The following is a 17,656-nucleotide window of genomic DNA, read 5'->3' as shown; positions in this document are numbered from 1 at the left end:
CATGGATGCCGGGTCGAGCCCGGCATGACGGAAGAGAAGAGTGGCCGACACGCAAGACCGCATCCCCGCCGCCATCGGCCTGCGCCTGCTCTCCGTCGCGCTGTTCGGCACCATGAACGCCGTCATCAAGCTCGCCGAGGGCGCGGGCGCGGAGCTGATGGAGATCCTGTTCTTCCGCCAGTTCGGCGCAGCGCTGCTCATCACCGCCGTGATCGCGGCCGGTCCCGGCCTCGGCTCCGTCCGCACGCGGCGGATGGGCTCGCACCTGCTCCGCGCGGTCGTCGGGCTCGCGGCGATGGCGTGCTTCTTCACCGCGATCATGGCGCTGCCGTTGGCCGAGTCGACCGCGATCGGCTTCACCATCCCGGTCTTCGCCACGATTATAGGCGCGCTGGTGCTCAAGGAGCCGACGGGCGTGTGGCGCTGGGGCGCGGTGCTGGCCGGCTTCTTAGGCGTGCTGATCGTGACGCAGCCGGGCGGGAGCAGCATCCCGCTCTGGGCCGCGGGCGTGGCGTTGTGCGGCTGCCTGCTGACCGCCTTCGTCTCCATCCTGCTCCGCCGGATGAGCCGGACGGAATCGACCGGAACGACGGTGTTCTGGTTCTCCGTTCTGTCTCTTCCGCCGCTGGGCGCGCTCTACTTGTTCGACGTGCAGGCGCACCCGCCGCTCACCTGGGCCTACCTTTTCGGCATCGGCTTCCTCGGCGGCGCGGCGCAGTTCGCGATGACGGGCTCGCTCCGGCTCGGCCCCGTGTCTGTGGTAGTACCGATGGACTATTCCAGCCTGCTCTACGCGACGTTGCTCGGCTGGCTCCTCTTCGACGCGCTGCCTGCGCCGGCAACCTGGGTCGGCGCGCCGATCATCATCGCGAGCGGCCTCGTCATCGTCTGGCGCGAGCAGGTCCGCCGTCGCCAGGAGACGAGCCAGGCGATCGGCGACCCGGCCTAGCGGCGGCGGTACACCACAGACAGGTTGTTCGCCGGCATCTCGACCAGCCGCTCGAAGGTGAACCCGGCCTGTTCAGCGACGCGCGTGACCTCCTCCAAGTCGCGCAGGCCCCATTCGGGGTTCCGCATCCGCAGCGACTGGTCGAACGCCTCGTTGGACGGCGCGGTCGGCACGTCGGCTCGCCTGTACGGGCCGTAGAGGTAGAGCGGCGCTCCCGCCGGCAGCAGCCGTGTCGCGCCCGCGAGCAGGCCCAGCGTCGCCGCCCACGGGCTGATATGGACCATGTTGATGCACAGCACCGCGTCCGCCCGCTCGACCGGCCACTCGCCCGCGGCATCGAGCGCGATCGGCGGACGCACGTTGGGCAGCCCCTCGCACCAGGCTGTGATCGACGCGAGCGCCTGCCCATCGGGATCGCTCGGCTGCCACTCCAGCGCGGGGAACAGCCCGGCGAACCAGGCGCAATGTTCGCCCGTCCCGCTCGCGACCTCCAGCACCAGTCCGGACATCGGCAGCACCTCGCGGAGCACCGCGGCGATCGCGTCGCGGTTGCGGACCGTGGCTGGGGCGTACCGGCGGGGATCGGTCATCGCCGGGGCCTTGCCCTAGGCCCGGCCCGCCGCCAAGCTCGGCGCATGCGTTTCCTGCCCTTAGCCCTGCTCGTCGCCGCCGCTGCCGTGCCGTCCGAGGACGCACGGTTCGCCGCCATCTGGCAGGCAGAATGGAAGCAGCGCGTCGCCGAGCACCTGGCCGACGACGATCCGGACGCCGTCTCCGCGCACCTCGCCGACGTGTCCGCCGCCGCGCACGCCCGGCGCGAGGCGCGCTGGACCGACGTGCTGCGCCGCCTCGACGCGCTGGACGAGGCGAAGCTCTCGCCCCAGGCGCGCATCGACCACCAGGTTTATCGCAACCAGATCGCGACGCTGCTCGACGACGAGCGCTTCCGCGAGTGGGAGAAGCCGGTCAACGGCGACTCCGCCTTCTGGGGCGACCTGCAATACGCCGCCCGCGGCGGCTTCGCGCGCGGCGAGGCGGACTACCGCGCCTACCTGTCGCAGTTGGCCGAGCAGCCGCGCTACATCGACCAGCAGATCGCCAGTATGCGCGCCGGCCTGGCCCGCGGCTTCACACCGCCCGCGATCGTGATGCAGGGGCGCGAGCGGCCCGTCGTCGCCATCGCCGAGGCGAAGGACCCGACGGCCACCGTCTATTACGAGCCGTTCGCCAAGCTGCCCGCGACCATCCCGGCCGCCACGCGGACCGCGCTGCAGGCGGAGGCGCGGCGGGTGATCGCGGCGGGCGTGATCCCGGCGCACCAGCGCCTGCTCGCCTTCTTGCGTACCGCCTACTTCCCGGGGCTGACGGAGACGCTCGCGGCGGAAGCTTACCCCAGCGGCGGGGCCTATTACCGCTCCCGCATCCGCGCTTTCACCACGCTCGACCTCAGCGCCGACCAGGTGCACGCGATCGGCGTCGCCGAGGTCGCGAAGATCCGGGCGGAAATGGAGGTGATCCGCCGCGAGGTGAAGTTCGACGGCGACCTCAAGGCGTTCCTCACGTTCCTGCGCACCGACCCGCGCTTCTATGCCAAGACGCCCGACCAGTTGTTGAAGGAGGCCGCCTGGCTGTCCAAGCGCTTCGACGGCATGGCCGAGCGGTGGTTCGGCCGCCTGCCTCGCGGCCGCTTCGCCGTGAAGCCTGTGCCCGACGACATCGCGCCCTTCTACACGGCGGGCCGCGGCGGGCGCGACACCTACTGGGTCAACACCTACGACCTGCCCGCGCGGCCGCTGTTCCAGCTGCCCGCGCTGACGCTCCACGAGAGCGCGCCCGGCCACTCGTTCCAGATCTCGCTGGCGGCGGAGAACGACGACCTGCCGCCCTTCCGCCGTCAGAGCTATATCTCGGCGTACGGCGAAGGCTGGGCGCTCTACACCGAGCGGCTGGGCGACGAAATGGGCTACTACCGCGACGCCTACGAGCGGTTCGGCATGCTCAGTTATCAGATGTGGCGCGCGGCGCGGCTGGTGATCGACACGGGTATCCACTCGAAAGGCTGGACGCGCGAACAGGGGCAGGCGTTCTTTCGCGACAACACCGCGCTGTCCGAACGGGAGATCACGACGGAGGTCGACCGCTATATCGGCTGGCCCGGCCAGGCGCTGAGCTACTATCTCGGCCAGCTCGCGATCCAGCGTGCCCGCACGAAGGCGGAGAAGGCGCTGGGCCCGAAGTTCGACGTCCGCGCCTTTCACGATACGGTGCTGTCCACCGGCTCCGTCCCGCTCCCCGTGCTGGAGGCGCGGATCGACCGCTTCATTGCCGAGGGCGGGCGAGCACCTTATGCGGAGTTGTTATGACCGAAACGACGCGTGCGGACCCGGACGACAGCTCCCTGAAGCGTTGGCGTGCGTTTCTGGACTGGGTCGATAAGCACAGCGACTCTGGATGGGTGTTTAGAGGCATGGGAGACGCGAGTTTTCGGTTACTTCCATCGATTGGACGCATCCCGAACTATTCGTTGGCTCGAGAGCGATCTGTGCTCGCCAGCTTCCGCCGCGCGGTACCGCTGCATCAAACGGACACTGGCTTTCGGGATTGGGAATACCTGGCGCTCGCACAGCACCATGGCGTGCCGACCCGCTTGTTGGACTGGTCAACCAATCCATTCGTTGCAGCCTACTTCGCTGCGTCAAGTCCGGCCGGACCTAAAGATGTATGTATCGACGGTGTGGACGTCAGAGCCACCCCGGAACGATCGGCGGTCGCGTGTCGCATCGTCGCTACCCGCGTTCGCCGCGCTCAAATGTTGAACATCGATGGAAATACCGACCCGTTCTTGGAAACGGAAGTGCGGTTCGTACAGCCTCGCGCGATTTCAAGCCGCATCGGCTCGCAAAGTGGCCTATTCAGCCTTCACCCTCGCCCTGACCAGAGCTGGGACCTGCCGCTCCAGAAGACAAGGCACATCTTCGATGTTGCGGGCCAGCACCGCGAATTCTTTCTGAGGCGATTGTTTTACCTCGGTGTCGACCCGCTTTATATAATGGGTGGGCTCGACGGTTTAGGCGCACGAGCGGCTTGGCAAGCGGCTCGGGGTGTTCGTTTAGGAGTGATCTCATGACCATCGCCAGAACGACCGAAGAGCGAAGCTCGGTGGATGAGATCATCAACGAGATCAACGCGCTGGATCAGAACGCCTTGGAGGATTTTGGAGCGTGGCAGGCTCTCGCTGACCTCTCGTCGCGAACGCAATTTGAAACGGTCGACGGCGATCCGGACAGCGTCGTCATGGACACGGAGGGCAGGTTCGAGGCGATTGCCACCGTGTATGTGACCCTTGTCTACGGATCATCCGACGATGAGGACTCAATAAGCGACGAGTATCTCGCCACGGTGCGCGGTCGATCCGGTGTCGGCGATGTCACGATCGAAAGCATTCACGTCGACACCAGATCTTTCTACGAATAAGCCTTACTCCGCCGCCTCGGCCAGCGGCTGCTCCTTCCAGACCAGCACGGGCTTGCGCGCCGCCAGCGTCTCGTCGAGCCGCGCGCGGGGGGCGAAGTGCGGGGCGCTCTTGAGGCTCGCGTCGCCGGCCTTGGCGCGCTCGGCGACCGAGCGGAGCGCGTCGATGAACTGGTCCAGCGCCGCCTTCGACTCGGTTTCGGTCGGCTCGACCAGCATCGCGCCGTGGACGACGAGCGGGAAGTACATCGTCATCGGGTGGTAGCCCTCGTCGATCAGCCCCTTGGCGACGTCGAGCGTGGTGAAGCCCTCCGCCAGGCCTTCGTCCGAGAACAGCGCCTCGTGCATGCACGGGCCCGACCCGCCGAACGGCGCGTCGAGCACGTCCTCCAGCCGGCGGAGCACGTAATTGGCGTTGAGCACCGCGTCTTCGGCGACCTGGCGCAGGCCGTCCGCGCCGTGGCTGAGAATGTAGGTCAGCGCGCGGGTGAACATGCCCATCTGGCCGTGGAACGCCACCATGCGGCCGAAGCTGGAGCCGTGCTGCTCCTGCCTCGCCGTCTCCTCCTCGACCAGGACGAAGTGGTCGCCGTGCTTCTCGACGAAGGGCAGCGGCGCGTAGGGCGCGAGCGCTTCGGAGAACACCACGGGTCCCGACCCCGGCCCACCGCCGCCATGCGGCGTGGAGAAGGTCTTGTGCAGGTTGATGTGCATCGCGTCGATGCCGAGGTCGCCCGGACGAACGCGGCCGACGATGGCGTTGAAGTTCGCGCCGTCGCAGTAGACGAAGCCGCCCGCCTCGTGGACCGCGTCCGAGATCGCCTTCATGTCGCGCTCGAACAGGCCGCAGGTGTTCGGGTTGGTGATCATCACACCCGCCACGTCCGGCCCCAGCCGCGCGGTCAGCGCCGCCAGGTCCACGCGGCCCTCCGGCGTCGCGGGAATGTCCTCGACCGTGAAGCCGGCGAAAGCGGCGGTGGCGGGGTTGGTGCCGTGCGCGCTCTCCGGCACAAGGATGACCTTGCGGCCGCTCTCTCCGCAGGCTTCGAGCGCCGCCTTGATCGCCAGGATGCCGCACAACTCGCCGTGCGCGCCCGCCTTGGGGCTCATCGCGACCGAGTGCATGCCGGTCAGCGTAACGAGCCAGTGCGCGAGCTGGTGGATCACCTCCAGCGCGCCCTGGATCGAGTCGACGGGTGCGAGCGGGTGCACATCCGCGAAGCCGGGCAGCCGCGCCATCTTCTCGTTGAGGCGCGGATTGTGCTTCATCGTGCACGACCCGAGCGGGAAGAGACCCAGGTCGATCGCGTAGTTCTGGCGCGACAGCCGCGTGTAGTGGCGCACCGCCTCGGGCTCCGACAGGCCGGGCAGGCCGATCGGGCGCTCGCGGGCGAGGTCGCCGAGGCGGCTCGCGGCCGCATCGACCTCGGGCAGGTCGACGCCGCAGGTCTCGTCGGAGCCGATCTCGAAAATCAGCGCCTCCTCGAGCATCAGCGCCTTGTTGCCCGTCGAGGTCATGGGCGCGCCGCCCTCGCGGGCGTTCATCTGCGGCTTCCAACCGCTCTGGTTGATCGCGTTCATGCCAGCACCTCCTGCAGCGCCGTCGCCAGCGCCTCGACATCCTCGTCGGTCACGACCTCCGTGACCGCGACGACCAGTCCGTTCTTGAGCTCGTCCGCGTCCGGGTAGAGGCGGCCGAGCGATACGCCCGCGAGCACGCCTCGTTCGGCGAGCGTGCGCACTACAGGCCGTGCCTCGGTCGGCAGCTTGAGCGTGAACTCGTTGAAGAAGCGGTCGGTCACGAGCTCGACGCCCGGCACCTGCGCCAGCCGCTCGGCCGCCGCGACCGCTTTGGTGTGGTTCACCATCGCCAGCCCGCGCAGGCCCTTCTCGCCCAACAGCGTCATGTGGATCGAGAAGGCGAGCGCGCAGAGGCCGGAGTTGGTGCAGATGTTCGACGTCGCCTTTTCGCGGCGGATATGCTGCTCGCGCGTGGACAGCGTCAGCACGAAGCCGCGGCGGCCGTCGGCGTCCACCGTCTCGCCGCAGAGCCGGCCGGGCATCTGACGGACATACTTATCCTTGCACCCGAACAGGCCCACATACGGGCCGCCGAACTGCAGGCCGACACCGAGCGACTGGCCTTCGCCGACTACGATGTCCGCGCCCATCTCGCCGGGCGACTTGATCGCGCCAAGCGCCACCGGCTCGGTCACGACCGCGATCAACAGCGCTTTCTTGGCCTGGCACGCGGTCGCGAGCTCCGAAAGGTCGGCGATGCGGCCGAGGATGTCGGGATATTGCACGACGACGCAGCTCGTATCGGCGTCGATCCGGGCGATAAGGTCGGCGACGTCCGTCTCCGCGGAGAGCGTCGGGGCCGCGCTCTCCAGCACGTCGCCCGTGAACTTCGCCATCGTCTTCGCGACGGAGACATAGTGCGGGTGGAGCCCCGACGAGAGGATCGCCTTGCCCCGCTTGGTGATGCGCCGCGCCATGCCGATCGCCTCCCAGCAGGCGGTCGAGCCGTCGTACATCGACGCATTGGCGACGTCGGTCCCGAGCAGGCGCGCGACCTGCGTCTGGAACTCGAACAGCATCTGCAGCGTGCCCTGCGCGATCTCGGGCTGGTAGGGCGTGTAGGCCGTCAGGAACTCGCCGCGCTGGATCAGGTGATCGACGCTGGCGGGCACGTGATGCTTGTACGCGCCGCAGCCCAGGAAGAAGGGCACCTCCCCTGCGACGGTGTTTTTTCGCGCGAGCGCGGTCATATGCCGTTCGACCGCGAGCTCGCTCGCGTGGTCGGGCAGGCCGTGCACGGGGCCGTCGAGCTGCGCGGCCTCGGGAACGTCGACGAACAGGTCGTCGATCGAGCCCGCGCCGACGACGGACAGCATCGCCTCGCGGTCGTGTTGGGTCAGGGGAAGGTAGCGCATTCAATCATCTCCGCCCCTTCCCACGGGAGGGGCTCTCGGGTCAGAGCTTCTTCACGAAGCTCGCATAGGCGTCCTCGTCCATCAGCTCCTCGAGCTCGCTCGAGTCAGACAGCGAGATGCGGAAGAACCAGCCGTCGCCTTCCGGGTCCGAGTTGACGAGCGACGGGTCGTCGGTCAGCGCCGAGTTGCCCTCGATCACCGTGCCGGACGCGGGCGCGTAGACGTCGGACGCGGCCTTGACCGACTCGACCACCGCGGCCTCGTCGCCCTTGGCGAACTCCTTGCCCTCGTCGGGCACATCCACGAACACGATGTCGCCGAGCTGGCTCTGGGCGTACTCGCTGATGCCGACGGTGCCGACGTCGCCGTCGATCTCGATCCACTCATGTTCTTCGGTGAAGTAACGGGCCATCATTTAGCTCCTGCGCGGACATAGCGGTGGGGGACGAAAGGCATGGGGGCGACGGTCGCCCGGTGCAGCTTGCCGCGCTGCGCCAGGGTGACGACGGTGCCGGGCTGCGCCATCGCGGCGGGGACATAGGCCATCGCGATCGGCTGGCCCAGCGTCGGCGCGAAGCCGCCCGACGTGACGCGGCCGACCTCGGACGCCTCGTCGTCGACCACGACCGCGCCCTCGCGCACCGGCTGGCGGCCCTCGACGATCAGGCCCACGCGTTTGGCGATCGGCCCCTGCTCGCGCTCGAGCAGGATGCGTGTCGCGCCGAGGAAGTCGGCGGCCTCGCGGCGACGCTTCGACAGCGCGAAGCCGAGATCTGCCATGACGGGCGAGATCTCCGGGTCCATGTCGTGGCCGTAGAGCGGCAGCCCCGCCTCGAGCCGGAGCGAGTCGCGCGCGCCCAAACCGATCGGCTTCACCTCCGGCTGCTCCAGGAGCGCGTCGGCCAGCGCCTCGGCGTGGCTCTCAGGCACGGAGATCTCGAAGCCGTCCTCGCCGGTGTAGCCGGAGCGGCTGATCCAGAGCGTGGCGCCCCGCCACTCGAACGCACCGCCCGTCATAAATACCAGCCGCTCGACGCCGGGCACGAGACGCGAGACGGCGTCGATCGCCTTGGGACCCTGCACCGCAAACAGCCCGCGGTCGTCCATCAAATTGATCGTGACGTCCTCGGGCAATTGGTCGAGCAGATAGGATACGTCGTCATATTTGGTCGCGCCGTTCACGACCATGTAGAGCGCGCCCGGTTCATCCGAGAACGGGTTGGCCGTGGGCAGGCGCGTGACCATCAGGTCGTCGAGCACGCCGCCGTTTTCGGCCAGCAGCAGCGAGTAGCGCAGCTTGCCCTCGCCCAGCCCCGTCACGTCGCCGGGCAGCAGCCGTTCGAGCGAGCGGTCGACTTCCGCGCCGGTCAGCAGCACCTGGCCCATATGGCTGACGTCGAACAGTCCCGCGGACGTACGCGTCCAGAGGTGCTCGGCCATGATGCCCTCGTACTGGACGGGCATCTCGTAGCCGGCGAACGGGACCATGCGACCGCCCTGCGCGCGGTGCCAGCGATCGAGCGCCAGCATCTGCGGCGCGGGCTCGCCGCCTTCCTCGTCGTGCCGGAACTCGGTGCCTCTGGCGCCGTGTTCGGTGGAACCGCCATGGACTGCTTCGCTCATCAACTCAGCTCCAGACAAAAGGGCGGACCGCGGAAAGCTTCTTCCACTACATCCAGTTCCCCCTCTGTCACGGAACCTGAGAGCTTTCACCGGCCGGCCGGCTTACCCCTTCGGTGGCCCGGCCGAAGGCCGAGCGCTTTCCAGAGTGTCGATGGCCTCGCGCGGTCCTGGTGCCTGAGAGATTCCGGGGCGGTTGCTCCTTCGGCGGCTGCTGAAAGCAGCGCTCTCCCGCGCGCGCCTATGCCGGTCGCCCGACATCGACCCTGTAGGCTGTGCGAGAGCGAAGGGCGGCTGTCAACGCCCGACCGCGCGTCGATCAACGTGTGGCGTTGTAGCGCAGCTGCTCATCGGTGAGCTGAAAGCCGACCAGCGCCTCGAATGTCGCGGCAAGCACGGCCTGGCGCACCTCGGGCTGGGTCAGCGGGTCGACCGCAGCGTCCTCGTCGCCGGCCTTGCGACGGCGGGTGAGCTGGCGACGTACCTCCTCCGGCAGGGTGGCGGCGGCGCGGCTGACGTAGCTTACCGCCTGCGCCTGCGCGCTCGCACGGGGCTGGCCCGCTTCGAAGCGGAGCGCGACTTGGCCGACGCGCTTGGCGGTGACGTTGCTGCCGCCGCGAACGATGGCGATGTAATAGGGTAGCGTGACCTCGCGTGGGGCGTCGGTGCGCGTACGGCGGCCGAGCACATCGAATGTGACGGTGGTCGCGATCTGGTCGCCGGTATCGTTGCACGTCGAGCGCACGTTGGTGATCACCGCCGTCACGTCGATCGCCGACTGCTCGCGGCTGGTGGGCGGGTCGAACAGCGTGATATCGCCCGTCCCCGCCGCCACGCCCACGGTCGGGCAGGCGGAGCGCACCGCGCTGATGCCGCCGGTCGCGTCGATCTCGCCCGTGCGCGCGCAACCGGCGAGGATCAGCGCCGGCGTGAGGAGGACGGCGAAGCGGGGTGATTTCACAGGGAGACCTTCGGACGGGAACGCGGGATGCGCCGTCATAGGAACCGCCTTTCGCGGGGGCAAGGGAGGGGTTAGATGGGGGTGTGACCTATCCAGTCCTCCAACTGTTCATCGCGGCGCCGCGCGGGTTCTGCGCGGGCGTCGATCGCGCGATCCGAATCGTCGAGCTCGCGATCGAGAAGCACGGCCCGCCCGTCTACGTCCGCCACGAGATCGTGCACAACCGCTTCGTCGTGGACTCGCTCAAAGCCAAGGGCGCGGTGTTCGTGGAGGAGCTGGACGAAGTGCCGGACGGCGCGCCCGTGGTCTTCTCCGCGCACGGCGTGCCCAAGTCGGTGCCGACGGCGGCGCAGGACCGCGGCCTCGATTACCTGGACGCGACCTGCCCGCTGGTGAGCAAGGTGCACCGGCAGGCGGAGCGGCAAGTCGCGGCGGGACGGCACATCGTGTTCATCGGCCACGCCGGCCACCCGGAAGTGATCGGCACGTTCGGCCAGGTGCCCGCGGGCACGATGACGCTGGTCGAGACGGTCGACGACGTGGCGAAAATGGAGGTCGCCGACCCGCTGAACCTGTCGTTCCTGACGCAGACGACGCTGTCGGTGGACGACACGGCCGAAATCGTGGCGGCGCTGAAGCGGCGTTTCCCGGCGGTGGAGGGGCCGCGCGGCGAGGACATCTGCTACGCCACGTCGAACCGGCAGGCGGCGGTGAAGGCGATCGCGCCGCGGGTGGACGCGATGCTGGTGATCGGCGCCCCCAACTCGTCCAACTCCTTGCGCCTGGTCGAGGTCGCCGAGCGCGAGGGCGTCAAGGCCAAGCTGATCCAGCGCGCCGCCGAGCTCGACTGGGCGTTCCTGGACGGCGTGTCGACGCTGGGCATCACGGCGGGCGCGTCGGCGCCGGAGCTGCTGGTGCGCGAGCTGGTCGACCGGCTGTCCGAGCGGTTCCAGGTGGTCGAGCGCGAGGTCGAGACGACGCGCGAGAACATCGCCTTCAAGCTGCCGCGCGGACTCGACGCGGCCGCCTGATGGCGGTCTATACGCAGGTGGGGGCCGACGAGCTCGCGCGCCTACTCGAGCGATTCGACGTCGGAGAGCCCGTCGCGCTCAAGGGCATCGCCGAGGGAATCGAGAACTCGAATTTCCTCCTCGACACGACGCGGTCCAGGTACATCCTCACGCTTTATGAGAAACGCGTTTCCGAGATCGACCTGCCGTTCTTTCTGGATTTGATCCAGCACCTCGCCGGGCGGGGCCTGCCCGTGCCGCGCGCCCTGGCGAATCGGAAAGGTGAGCGGATTCAACGGGTCGCCGGCCGTCCGGCGTGCCTGATCGAGTTCCTGCCGGGGCTGGCGGTTACAGAATCCACACCGGAGAAAGCACGGGCGGCGGGTGAGGCGCTGGGGCGCATGCACGCCGCCAGCGTCGGCTTCGACCGAACTCGGCCGAACTCGCTCGGTATGGAGGCCTGGCGGCCGCTTCTGGAGCGGTGCGGGACGGCGGCGGACGAAGTCGCGCCGGGCCTATATGCGCGGCTGGACGAGGCGCTCGCGCAGATCGAGCGTGAGTGGCCGCACCAGCTGCCGCGTGCGGTGATCCACGCGGACCTGTTCCCGGACAATGTGCTGATGCTCGGCGACCGGGTCACGGGGCTGATCGACTTCTATTTCGCCTGCACGGACGTGCGCGCGTACGACCTGGCGGTCATGCACTCGGCCTGGGCGTTCGACCTCGCGGGCGAGCGCTACGACGCGGGGGTCGGGCGGGCGCTGGTCGAGGGGTACCGGTCGGCGTTCCACCTGTCGAACGAGGAGCGGCGCGCGTTGTCGGTGCTGGCGCGCGGCGCGTGCGTCAGGTTCGCGCTGACGCGCACCTGGGACTGGCTCAACACGCCCGCCGACGCGCTGGTGACGCGCAAGGACCCGCTGGCCTATGTCCGCCGGCTCGAATCGTACGAGCGGGAGGATTTGTTCGCGTGACGGAAGTGGAGATCGCCACGGACGGGGCCTGCAAGGGTAATCCCGGCCCCGGCGGCTGGGGGGCGGTGATCCGGGCGGGGGACAAGGAGAAGGAGCTCTTCGGCGCGGAGAACCCGACCACCAACAACCGCATGGAGCTGACCGCCGCGATCGAGGCGCTGAACGCGCTCAAGCGGCCGTGCCAGGTCAAGCTGTCGACGGACAGCCGCTACGTGATGGACGGGCTGACCAAGTGGATCCACGGCTGGCAGCGCAACGGCTGGCGGACGGCGGACAAGAAGCCGGTCAAGAACGCGGAGCTGTGGCAGGCGCTGTTGGAGGCGGCGAAGCGGCACAAGATCGAGTGGGTCTGGGTGAAGGGTCATGCCGGGCACCCGGACAACGAGCGTGCGGACCGGCTGGCGAGCGATGCGGCGTTGGGGGTGGAGAAGCGGTGAAATCCTCCCCCGCTTACAGCGGGGGAGGGGGACCGCGCCCGTAGGGCGTGGTGGTGGGGGTACGGGGCGAAGCCGTATCCCGTCGCTCCCCCTCCGTCGCGCTACGCGCGCCACCTCCCCCGCTGTTAGCGGGGGAGGAATCATAATTAAGAGAAGCGGGTCGGGGCGTAGCGGCTCGGGTCCAGGCCGTAGGCTACGTCGCGGTCGAGGATCAGCGCCGCGCAGAGCGCCGCGGCGGCGGGGGCGGTCTGGATGCCGAAGCCGCCCTGGCCCGCGCACCAGAAGAAGCCGGGAAGGAGCGCGTCCCAGCCGAACACGGGCAGCCGGTCGGGGGCGAAGCTTCGCAGGCCCGCCCACTTCCGTTCCACGGCGGCGACGCGCCAGTCGACCACACGCTCGAAGCGGTCGATCGCGACCGCCACGTCCAGCTCCTCGGGCGCGGCGTCGCATGGGTCGGTAGGCGTCTCGTCGTGCGGGGAGAGCCATAATCGCCCGCCCGCCTCCGGCTTGAAGTAGAAGCCGCCGGCGATGTCAATCACCATGGGCAGGTCGGACGGCGCAGGCGGGTCGGTGCGCAGCTGCGCGAGCGTGCGGCGGTACGCCTTGATCTCCAGCGGCGACGCGCCCGCGCGTTCGGCGACCGGGTCCGCCCATGCCCCCGCCGCGTTCACGAGGATTGCGGCATCGACCTCGCCGACGGGGGTGCGGATGCGCCAGCGGCTCTCGGCACGTTTGGCCTCCTGGAGCGAGGCGCTGGTCATCACCGTCGCGCCTGCCCGGCGCGCGGCGGCGAGGCGATCGGCGTGGAGGCCCGCCACGTCGATATAGGCGCAGCTCGGCTCCCACACGGCCAGCGTCCATTCGGGGCGCAATCCCGGCACCACCATCTTCGCATCGACGGGGCGGAGCTCGACCTGCGTGTCGCGGAAGTCGCGAAGCAAGCGCTCGATCGCGGGCGAGTCCTTCGCACGGCCGATGTGGAGCGAGCCGAGCGGCTGGAGGAAGTTGCGCAGGCTCTGGGCGGAGGCGGAGGTGAGCGGCTGGATGCCGGGTCCGCCGTACGTCTCCGACCAGAAGGCGGCGGAGCGGCCGGTGGCGTGATAGCCGGCGACGTCCTCCGATTCGAGCAGCACGACCGACGCGTGCGGCGCGAGCTCGGCCGCGAGGCTAGCGCCCGCGATCCCCGCGCCGACGATCGCGACGTCGCACCGCGTCATCCCCGCCCCGCCATGCGGTCGAGGAAATCGTCGATGGTGGCGAAGGCGCGCGCCTGGACGGGGAGCGACTCGCGCAGGATCTCGTGCGCCGACTCCGCCGCGCCGAAGCGGACGAGCTCGCACCGGGGCAGCTTGGCCGCGACGCGGAATGACGCGCGCGCGTCCACCAGCTTGTCCGCGTCGGCGACGAGCATGAGGACCGGCGTGCGCACCCGTTCCAGGCGCGGGTCGTTCTCCAGCGCCGCGCCGGCGGCGAAGGCTTCGGCGATCCAGGCCCAGCTCGGCGGCCCGAGCTCCAGGTCGGGCTTGTCGTCGTACCACCAACGCTCGTCCTGCCCGCGCGCGTTGTCGAGCGTGAGGCGCCGTCGGCGACGCTCCACCGCCGTCTGCTCGTCGCTCCACTTCCATGCGGGGCGGGCGGGATCGCCCTTCCCCGCCATGTAGCGCGCGATGCGGGTGCTCGCCCATGCTCCGAAAGGCGAGCGCACCCGGATCATGGGTGCGGACAGGATCGCGCCCGCGGGATCGATCGCGCCCTCCGCCAGCGCGCGGAGCGTCATGTGCCCGCCCATCGAGTGGCCGAGCACGACGTGCGGTCCCTCCCCTTCGGCCGTCCACTCGGCCCAGAAGGCGGCGAGGTCGCGGACGAACACCGAGAAGTCGGTGGCGTGCCCGACGCGCGGATCGGGCGAGAGCCGGCCCGAGCCGCCCTGCCCCCGCCAGTCGAACGACGTCACCGACCAGCCGCGGGCGTGCAGGTGGCCGATCGCCTCCAGATACTTCTCGAACACGTCCGACCGGCCGCCCTGGAAAAGTAGGCGACCGCGCGCGCGTTCCGCGGCCAGGTCGAAGCGGCGATGCCGCCATCCGTCGGGCGCGGTCCAGTCGCCGAGCACGGCGGCGGGAGGCAAGCGTGAAGAAAGAGCGGTAACGCTGTTCACTGACGCGGCGGTTACCCTTTCGTAAGCCGGGCCGTCTAGCCTGCGGGACGATGGGATGGGATTCGGTCATGGCGGCGACGCTGGTCGCCGGGCTTATGCTTCTGCTGTTGTCGGCGGGGCTGCAGGACGTGCGCACGCGCGAGATCGCCAATTGGAAAAACGGGCTGATCGCCGCGCTCGCCCCCTTCTGGTGGTGGGCGGTCGGCCTCGAGCTCTGGCCGGGCGTCGCGGTGCAGCTGGGCGTCGCTGTCGCGGTGTTCGGCCTGTTCGCCGCCGCATTCCGGCTGGGCATGATGGGCGGCGGCGACGTGAAGATGATCGCGGCGCTGGCGCTGTGGTTCCCCTTCCCCGCGCTGGCGCAGCTGCTGGTCGTGATGTCGATCGCGGGCGGCGTGATCACCGTCCTGCTGATGATCGAGCGGCGGTGGCGCAAGGGCGAGATCGAAGTGCCCTACGGCGTGGCCATCGCCATCGCGGGCCTGCTCTCGCTCCGCGAACCGATCCTTAATCACCTCCAGCATACTTAATCCGAGAGAAACCGTCCGCGGTACCGAAAGGCACGAGTGAAGCATGGATAGTCGCAAGGTCATTCTGCTGGTGGGCGCGCTGATCGTGGCGGCGGTCACCGCCTTCATGGCGCGCTCGCTTATCATGGGCGACCCCGCACCCGTGGCGGTCGCCGCGCCGCCCCCCGTCAAGGTCGACGGGCCGGAGGTGCTGGTCGCCACGCGCGCGCTGCCGGTCGGCACCATCCTGGACGCGACCGCGGTCAAGTTCCAGCCCTGGCCCAAGGAGCTGGTGGACGGCGCCTATTTCCTCAAGGAAGGCACCGACATCGGCAAGCTCCAGGGCACGGTCGTGCGCAATCCCGTCACCGCGGGCCAGCCGATCACGCAGGGCCAGCTCGTCAAGCCCGGCGACCGCGGCTTCCTGGCGGCGGCGCTGAGCCCAGGCATGCGCGCGGTCACCTTTCCGGTCTCCGGCGTGAACTCGGTGTCCGGGTTCGTGTTTCCGGGCGACCGGGTCGACTTGATGCTGACGCAGGAGGTCCAGGGGGCCGGCACCGGCGATCCGCTTCGCGTGTCGGAGACGGTGGTGCGCAACCTCCGCGTGCTCGCGACCGACCAGCGCACCGACAACCAGGTCGGCGAGGACGGCAAGACGCAGGTCCGCAACTTCTCCAGCGTGACGGTGGAGGCGACGCCCCGCATCGCCGAGCAGGTCGCGGTGGCGCAGACGCTGGGTTCGCTGTCGCTGTCGCTCCGGGCGCTCGCGGACAGCGGGGCGGAGCTCGACGCGGCGATCGCCGGCGGCACGGTCAACGTGCCTGCGGGCGGGCCGAATGCCGAGGCGGCGGTGCTGACGCGCGCCGTCAGCCGCCCCCAGTCCGGACGCTCCACCTTCTCGACCGGCGGCGACGTCTCGCGCTTCGAGCGCCGCACGGTGCCGGTCAAGGAGATCCAGGCGCCGCCGCCGGCGCCGCCCAGCATGAACATCGCGCGCGGCCGTGCGGTCGAAAAGCTCGAGATCAAAGGAAAGTAAGATGCGGATGGCAGGCAAGTACGGCCGTTCCCTAGCCGCGATCATCGCCGCCGCGCTCGCGGGGGGCATGCCGGGCGGTGCGGCGCCGGCGGCGGCGCAGAGCCCGGCGGCGCAGAAGGCCGCGGTGCAGCGGGCGCTGGCGCGCAAGACGGTCGGGTCGACCGTGGTCCATGTGGCCACCGGCAAGGGCCGGTTGATCACGTTGAACCGACCGGTCACCGACGTGTTCATCTCCAACCCCGGCGTGGCGGACGTCCATGTCCGCACGCCCACCGAACTCTACCTGTTCGGCACGGCGGTGGGCGACACGACGATCTCGGCGACGGGCAAGAACGGCGAGATCGTGTTCTCCGCGACGGTGCGCGTCGGCAACAACATCGACTCGCTGGCGTCCATGCTGAAGCTGGCAATGCCCGAGTCGAAGATCACCGCCACGTCGCTGAACGGGCTGGTGCTGCTGACGGGCACGGTCGCCGCGCCGGAGGACGCCGCCGAGGCCGAACGCCTGGTGCAGGCGATCGTCGGCGACCAGACCAAGGTGCTCTCGCGCCTGAAGACCGCGACGCCGCTGCAGGTGAACCTGCAGGTCCGCATCGCGGAGGTGAGCCGGACGTTCATCAAGAACATCGGCGTCAATTTCGAGGCTCAGGACGCGACGAGCGGCTTCCTTTTCGGCGCGGTGTCCGGACGCGATCCCGGCACGATCACGCGGGGGCCGACGGGTACGTCCTATCTCTACCAGCAGGGTTCGCAGCGGACGACGCTGGGCCTGGCGGGCCGGCTCCTCGGACTCGACATCCTCTCGGCGATCGACCTGGGCGAGACGCTCGGGCAGGCGACGACGCTCGCCCGGCCCAACCTGACGGCGCTCTCCGGCGAAACGGCGAGCTTCCTGGCAGGCGGCGAGATCCCGATCCCGCTCGCTCAGGGGCTGGGCGCGGTGTCGGTCGAGTTCAAGCCTTACGGCATCGGTCTCACCTACACCCCGACCGTCCTGTCGGACGGGCGCATCTCGCTGCGGGTCCGGCCGGAGGTGTCGCAGATCACCTTCGAGGGCGCGGTGCAGATCAACGGCACCAGCATTCCGGCGCTGAGCACGCGTCGCGCCGAGACGACGCTGGAGCTGGGATCCGGCCAGAGCATGATGATCGCCGGGCTGCTGTCGAACGTGCACAGCAACTCGATCGAGCGGACGCCGGCGCTGGGCAACCTGCCCATCATCGGCGCGCTGTTCCGGTCCAACGCGTTCCGCCGCAACGAGACGGAGCTGGTGATCGTGATCACGCCCTACCTCGTGAAGCCGGTGAGCAACCCCGCGGACATCGCGCTGCCGACCGACGGATACCGCACCGCGACGGACGTGGAGCAGGTACTGCTGGGCAGGATGAGCGGGCAACCGGGCCCGAGCCGTCCGGTCCCGACCGTGGCGCCGCCCGTAGCAACTCCCGCGATCGGCGCCGCCGCTCCGGTTCCGCCGGCGCCCGCGCCCGTGCAGCCGAACCGCGACGCCGAGGACCGGCGGGCGCCCAAGGCGGCGCGCAAGGTCAGGGCCGGCGCCGCTCCGGGCTTCTTTAACTGATCCGCCAAGGGCTGGAGGACCG

18 protein-coding genes and 2 riboswitches are annotated in these 17,656 nt (G+C 69.4%); of the genes, 10 read left to right on the top strand and 8 right to left on the bottom strand.

What is annotated here, in order from left to right:
* Nucleotides 1-40 precede the first annotated feature (40 nt).
* Entirely contained in the window at nt 41-949 is a 909-nt protein-coding gene (locus CKY28_RS01625) for a DMT family transporter (protein WP_095996583.1), read from the top strand.
* On the opposite strand, the gene CKY28_RS01620 is transcribed toward CKY28_RS01625, so the two are convergent.
* Complete coding sequence (locus CKY28_RS01620) at nt 946-1,539, bottom strand: DUF938 domain-containing protein (RefSeq protein WP_095996582.1); 594 nt, start codon at nt 1,537-1,539, stop codon at nt 946-948. The two genes, CKY28_RS01625 and CKY28_RS01620, sit on opposite strands and share 4 nt — an antisense overlap.
* Nucleotides 1,540-1,584: 45 nt before the next feature.
* Between CKY28_RS01620 and CKY28_RS01615 the strand changes: the two genes are divergently transcribed.
* From CKY28_RS01615 to CKY28_RS01605, 3 genes are read left to right on the top strand one after another with little or no spacing between them, the layout of a single operon-like run.
* Nucleotides 1,585-3,312 (top strand): DUF885 domain-containing protein, encoded by a 1,728-nt coding sequence (locus tag CKY28_RS01615; protein ID WP_095996581.1) that lies wholly within the window; start codon nt 1,585-1,587, stop codon nt 3,310-3,312.
* Nucleotides 3,309-4,076, top strand: coding sequence for an FRG domain-containing protein (locus tag CKY28_RS01610; RefSeq protein WP_095996580.1), 768 nt, complete (start codon nt 3,309-3,311; stop codon nt 4,074-4,076). The genes CKY28_RS01615 and CKY28_RS01610 overlap by 4 nt, the downstream gene beginning before the upstream one ends.
* A complete protein-coding gene (locus tag CKY28_RS01605; RefSeq protein ID WP_095996579.1) occupies nt 4,073-4,423 on the top strand; it encodes a hypothetical protein in 351 nt (116 codons plus the stop codon). Before CKY28_RS01610 ends, CKY28_RS01605 begins: the two co-directional genes overlap by 4 nt.
* A gap of 3 nt (nt 4,424-4,426) precedes the next feature.
* On the opposite strand, the gene gcvPB is transcribed toward CKY28_RS01605, so the two are convergent.
* From gcvPB to CKY28_RS01580, 5 genes are all read right to left on the bottom strand, one after another.
* Nucleotides 4,427-6,001 (bottom strand): aminomethyl-transferring glycine dehydrogenase subunit GcvPB, encoded by a 1,575-nt coding sequence (gene gcvPB / locus CKY28_RS01600; protein ID WP_095996578.1) that lies wholly within the window; start codon nt 5,999-6,001, stop codon nt 4,427-4,429.
* On the bottom strand, nt 5,998-7,356 hold the full coding sequence (gcvPA, locus tag CKY28_RS01595; RefSeq protein WP_095996577.1) for an aminomethyl-transferring glycine dehydrogenase subunit GcvPA: 1,359 nt from the start codon (nt 7,354-7,356) through the stop codon (nt 5,998-6,000). Before gcvPA ends, gcvPB begins: the two co-directional genes overlap by 4 nt.
* A gap of 40 nt (nt 7,357-7,396) precedes the next feature.
* Nucleotides 7,397-7,768 carry a glycine cleavage system protein GcvH gene (gene gcvH, locus CKY28_RS01590; protein ID WP_095996889.1) on the bottom strand — a complete coding sequence of 124 codons (372 nt, stop codon included), beginning with the start codon at nt 7,766-7,768 and terminating at the stop codon, nt 7,397-7,399.
* Nucleotides 7,768-8,886, bottom strand: a complete 1,119-nt coding sequence (gene gcvT / locus CKY28_RS01585; protein WP_095996888.1) for a glycine cleavage system aminomethyltransferase GcvT — start codon at nt 8,884-8,886, stop codon at nt 7,768-7,770. Before gcvT ends, gcvH begins: the two co-directional genes overlap by 1 nt.
* A gap of 147 nt (nt 8,887-9,033) precedes the next feature.
* Nucleotides 9,034-9,131, bottom strand: a riboswitch (glycine riboswitch).
* Nucleotides 9,132-9,220: riboswitch (glycine riboswitch) on the bottom strand.
* A 75-nt stretch (nt 9,221-9,295) separates the two neighbouring features.
* A complete protein-coding gene (locus CKY28_RS01580; RefSeq protein WP_425442475.1) occupies nt 9,296-9,976 on the bottom strand; it encodes a hypothetical protein in 681 nt (226 codons plus the stop codon).
* Nucleotides 9,977-10,020: 44 nt separating this feature from the next.
* Between CKY28_RS01580 and ispH the strand changes: the two genes are divergently transcribed.
* Genes ispH through rnhA form a run of 3 tightly spaced genes read left to right on the top strand, consistent with a single transcriptional unit; the run spans nt 10,021 to nt 12,355 of the window.
* Complete coding sequence (gene ispH / locus CKY28_RS01575; RefSeq protein ID WP_095996576.1) at nt 10,021-10,968, top strand: 4-hydroxy-3-methylbut-2-enyl diphosphate reductase; 948 nt, start codon at nt 10,021-10,023, stop codon at nt 10,966-10,968.
* Nucleotides 10,968-11,918 carry a homoserine kinase gene (gene thrB, locus CKY28_RS01570; RefSeq protein WP_095996575.1) on the top strand — a complete coding sequence of 317 codons (951 nt, stop codon included), beginning with the start codon at nt 10,968-10,970 and terminating at the stop codon, nt 11,916-11,918. Before ispH ends, thrB begins: the two co-directional genes overlap by 1 nt.
* A complete protein-coding gene (rnhA, locus tag CKY28_RS01565; RefSeq protein WP_095996574.1) occupies nt 11,915-12,355 on the top strand; it encodes a ribonuclease HI in 441 nt (146 codons plus the stop codon). Before thrB ends, rnhA begins: the two co-directional genes overlap by 4 nt.
* A gap of 146 nt (nt 12,356-12,501) precedes the next feature.
* Here rnhA and CKY28_RS01560 read toward each other — a convergent pair whose 3' ends face one another.
* Both CKY28_RS01560 and CKY28_RS01555 read right to left on the bottom strand, forming a co-directional pair.
* Nucleotides 12,502-13,572, bottom strand: a complete 1,071-nt coding sequence (locus CKY28_RS01560; protein ID WP_095996573.1) for an NAD(P)/FAD-dependent oxidoreductase — start codon at nt 13,570-13,572, stop codon at nt 12,502-12,504.
* On the bottom strand, nt 13,569-14,483 hold the full coding sequence (locus CKY28_RS01555; RefSeq protein WP_245841489.1) for an alpha/beta fold hydrolase: 915 nt from the start codon (nt 14,481-14,483) through the stop codon (nt 13,569-13,571). Before CKY28_RS01555 ends, CKY28_RS01560 begins: the two co-directional genes overlap by 4 nt.
* A gap of 80 nt (nt 14,484-14,563) precedes the next feature.
* On the opposite strand from CKY28_RS01555, the gene CKY28_RS01550 reads away from it, so the two are divergent.
* The 3 genes from CKY28_RS01550 to CKY28_RS01540 are packed head-to-tail and all read left to right on the top strand — an operon-like array spanning nt 14,564 to nt 17,634.
* Nucleotides 14,564-15,040 carry an A24 family peptidase gene (locus tag CKY28_RS01550; protein ID WP_176472914.1) on the top strand — a complete coding sequence of 159 codons (477 nt, stop codon included), beginning with the start codon at nt 14,564-14,566 and terminating at the stop codon, nt 15,038-15,040.
* Between the two features lie 43 nt (nt 15,041-15,083).
* Nucleotides 15,084-16,055, top strand: coding sequence for a Flp pilus assembly protein CpaB (gene cpaB, locus CKY28_RS01545; RefSeq protein WP_095996571.1), 972 nt, complete (start codon nt 15,084-15,086; stop codon nt 16,053-16,055).
* Between the two features lies 1 nt (nt 16,056).
* Entirely contained in the window at nt 16,057-17,634 is a 1,578-nt protein-coding gene (locus tag CKY28_RS01540) for a type II and III secretion system protein family protein (protein ID WP_245841488.1), read from the top strand.
* Nucleotides 17,635-17,656: the final 22 nt, after the last annotated feature.

This window comes from Sphingomonas lenta (genome assembly GCF_002288825.1).
Lineage (GTDB): Bacteria > Pseudomonadota > Alphaproteobacteria > Sphingomonadales > Sphingomonadaceae > Sphingomonas > Sphingomonas lenta.
Note: the sequence above shows the minus strand (reverse complement) of the source record. Positions and strands in the feature narration are given on the sequence as shown.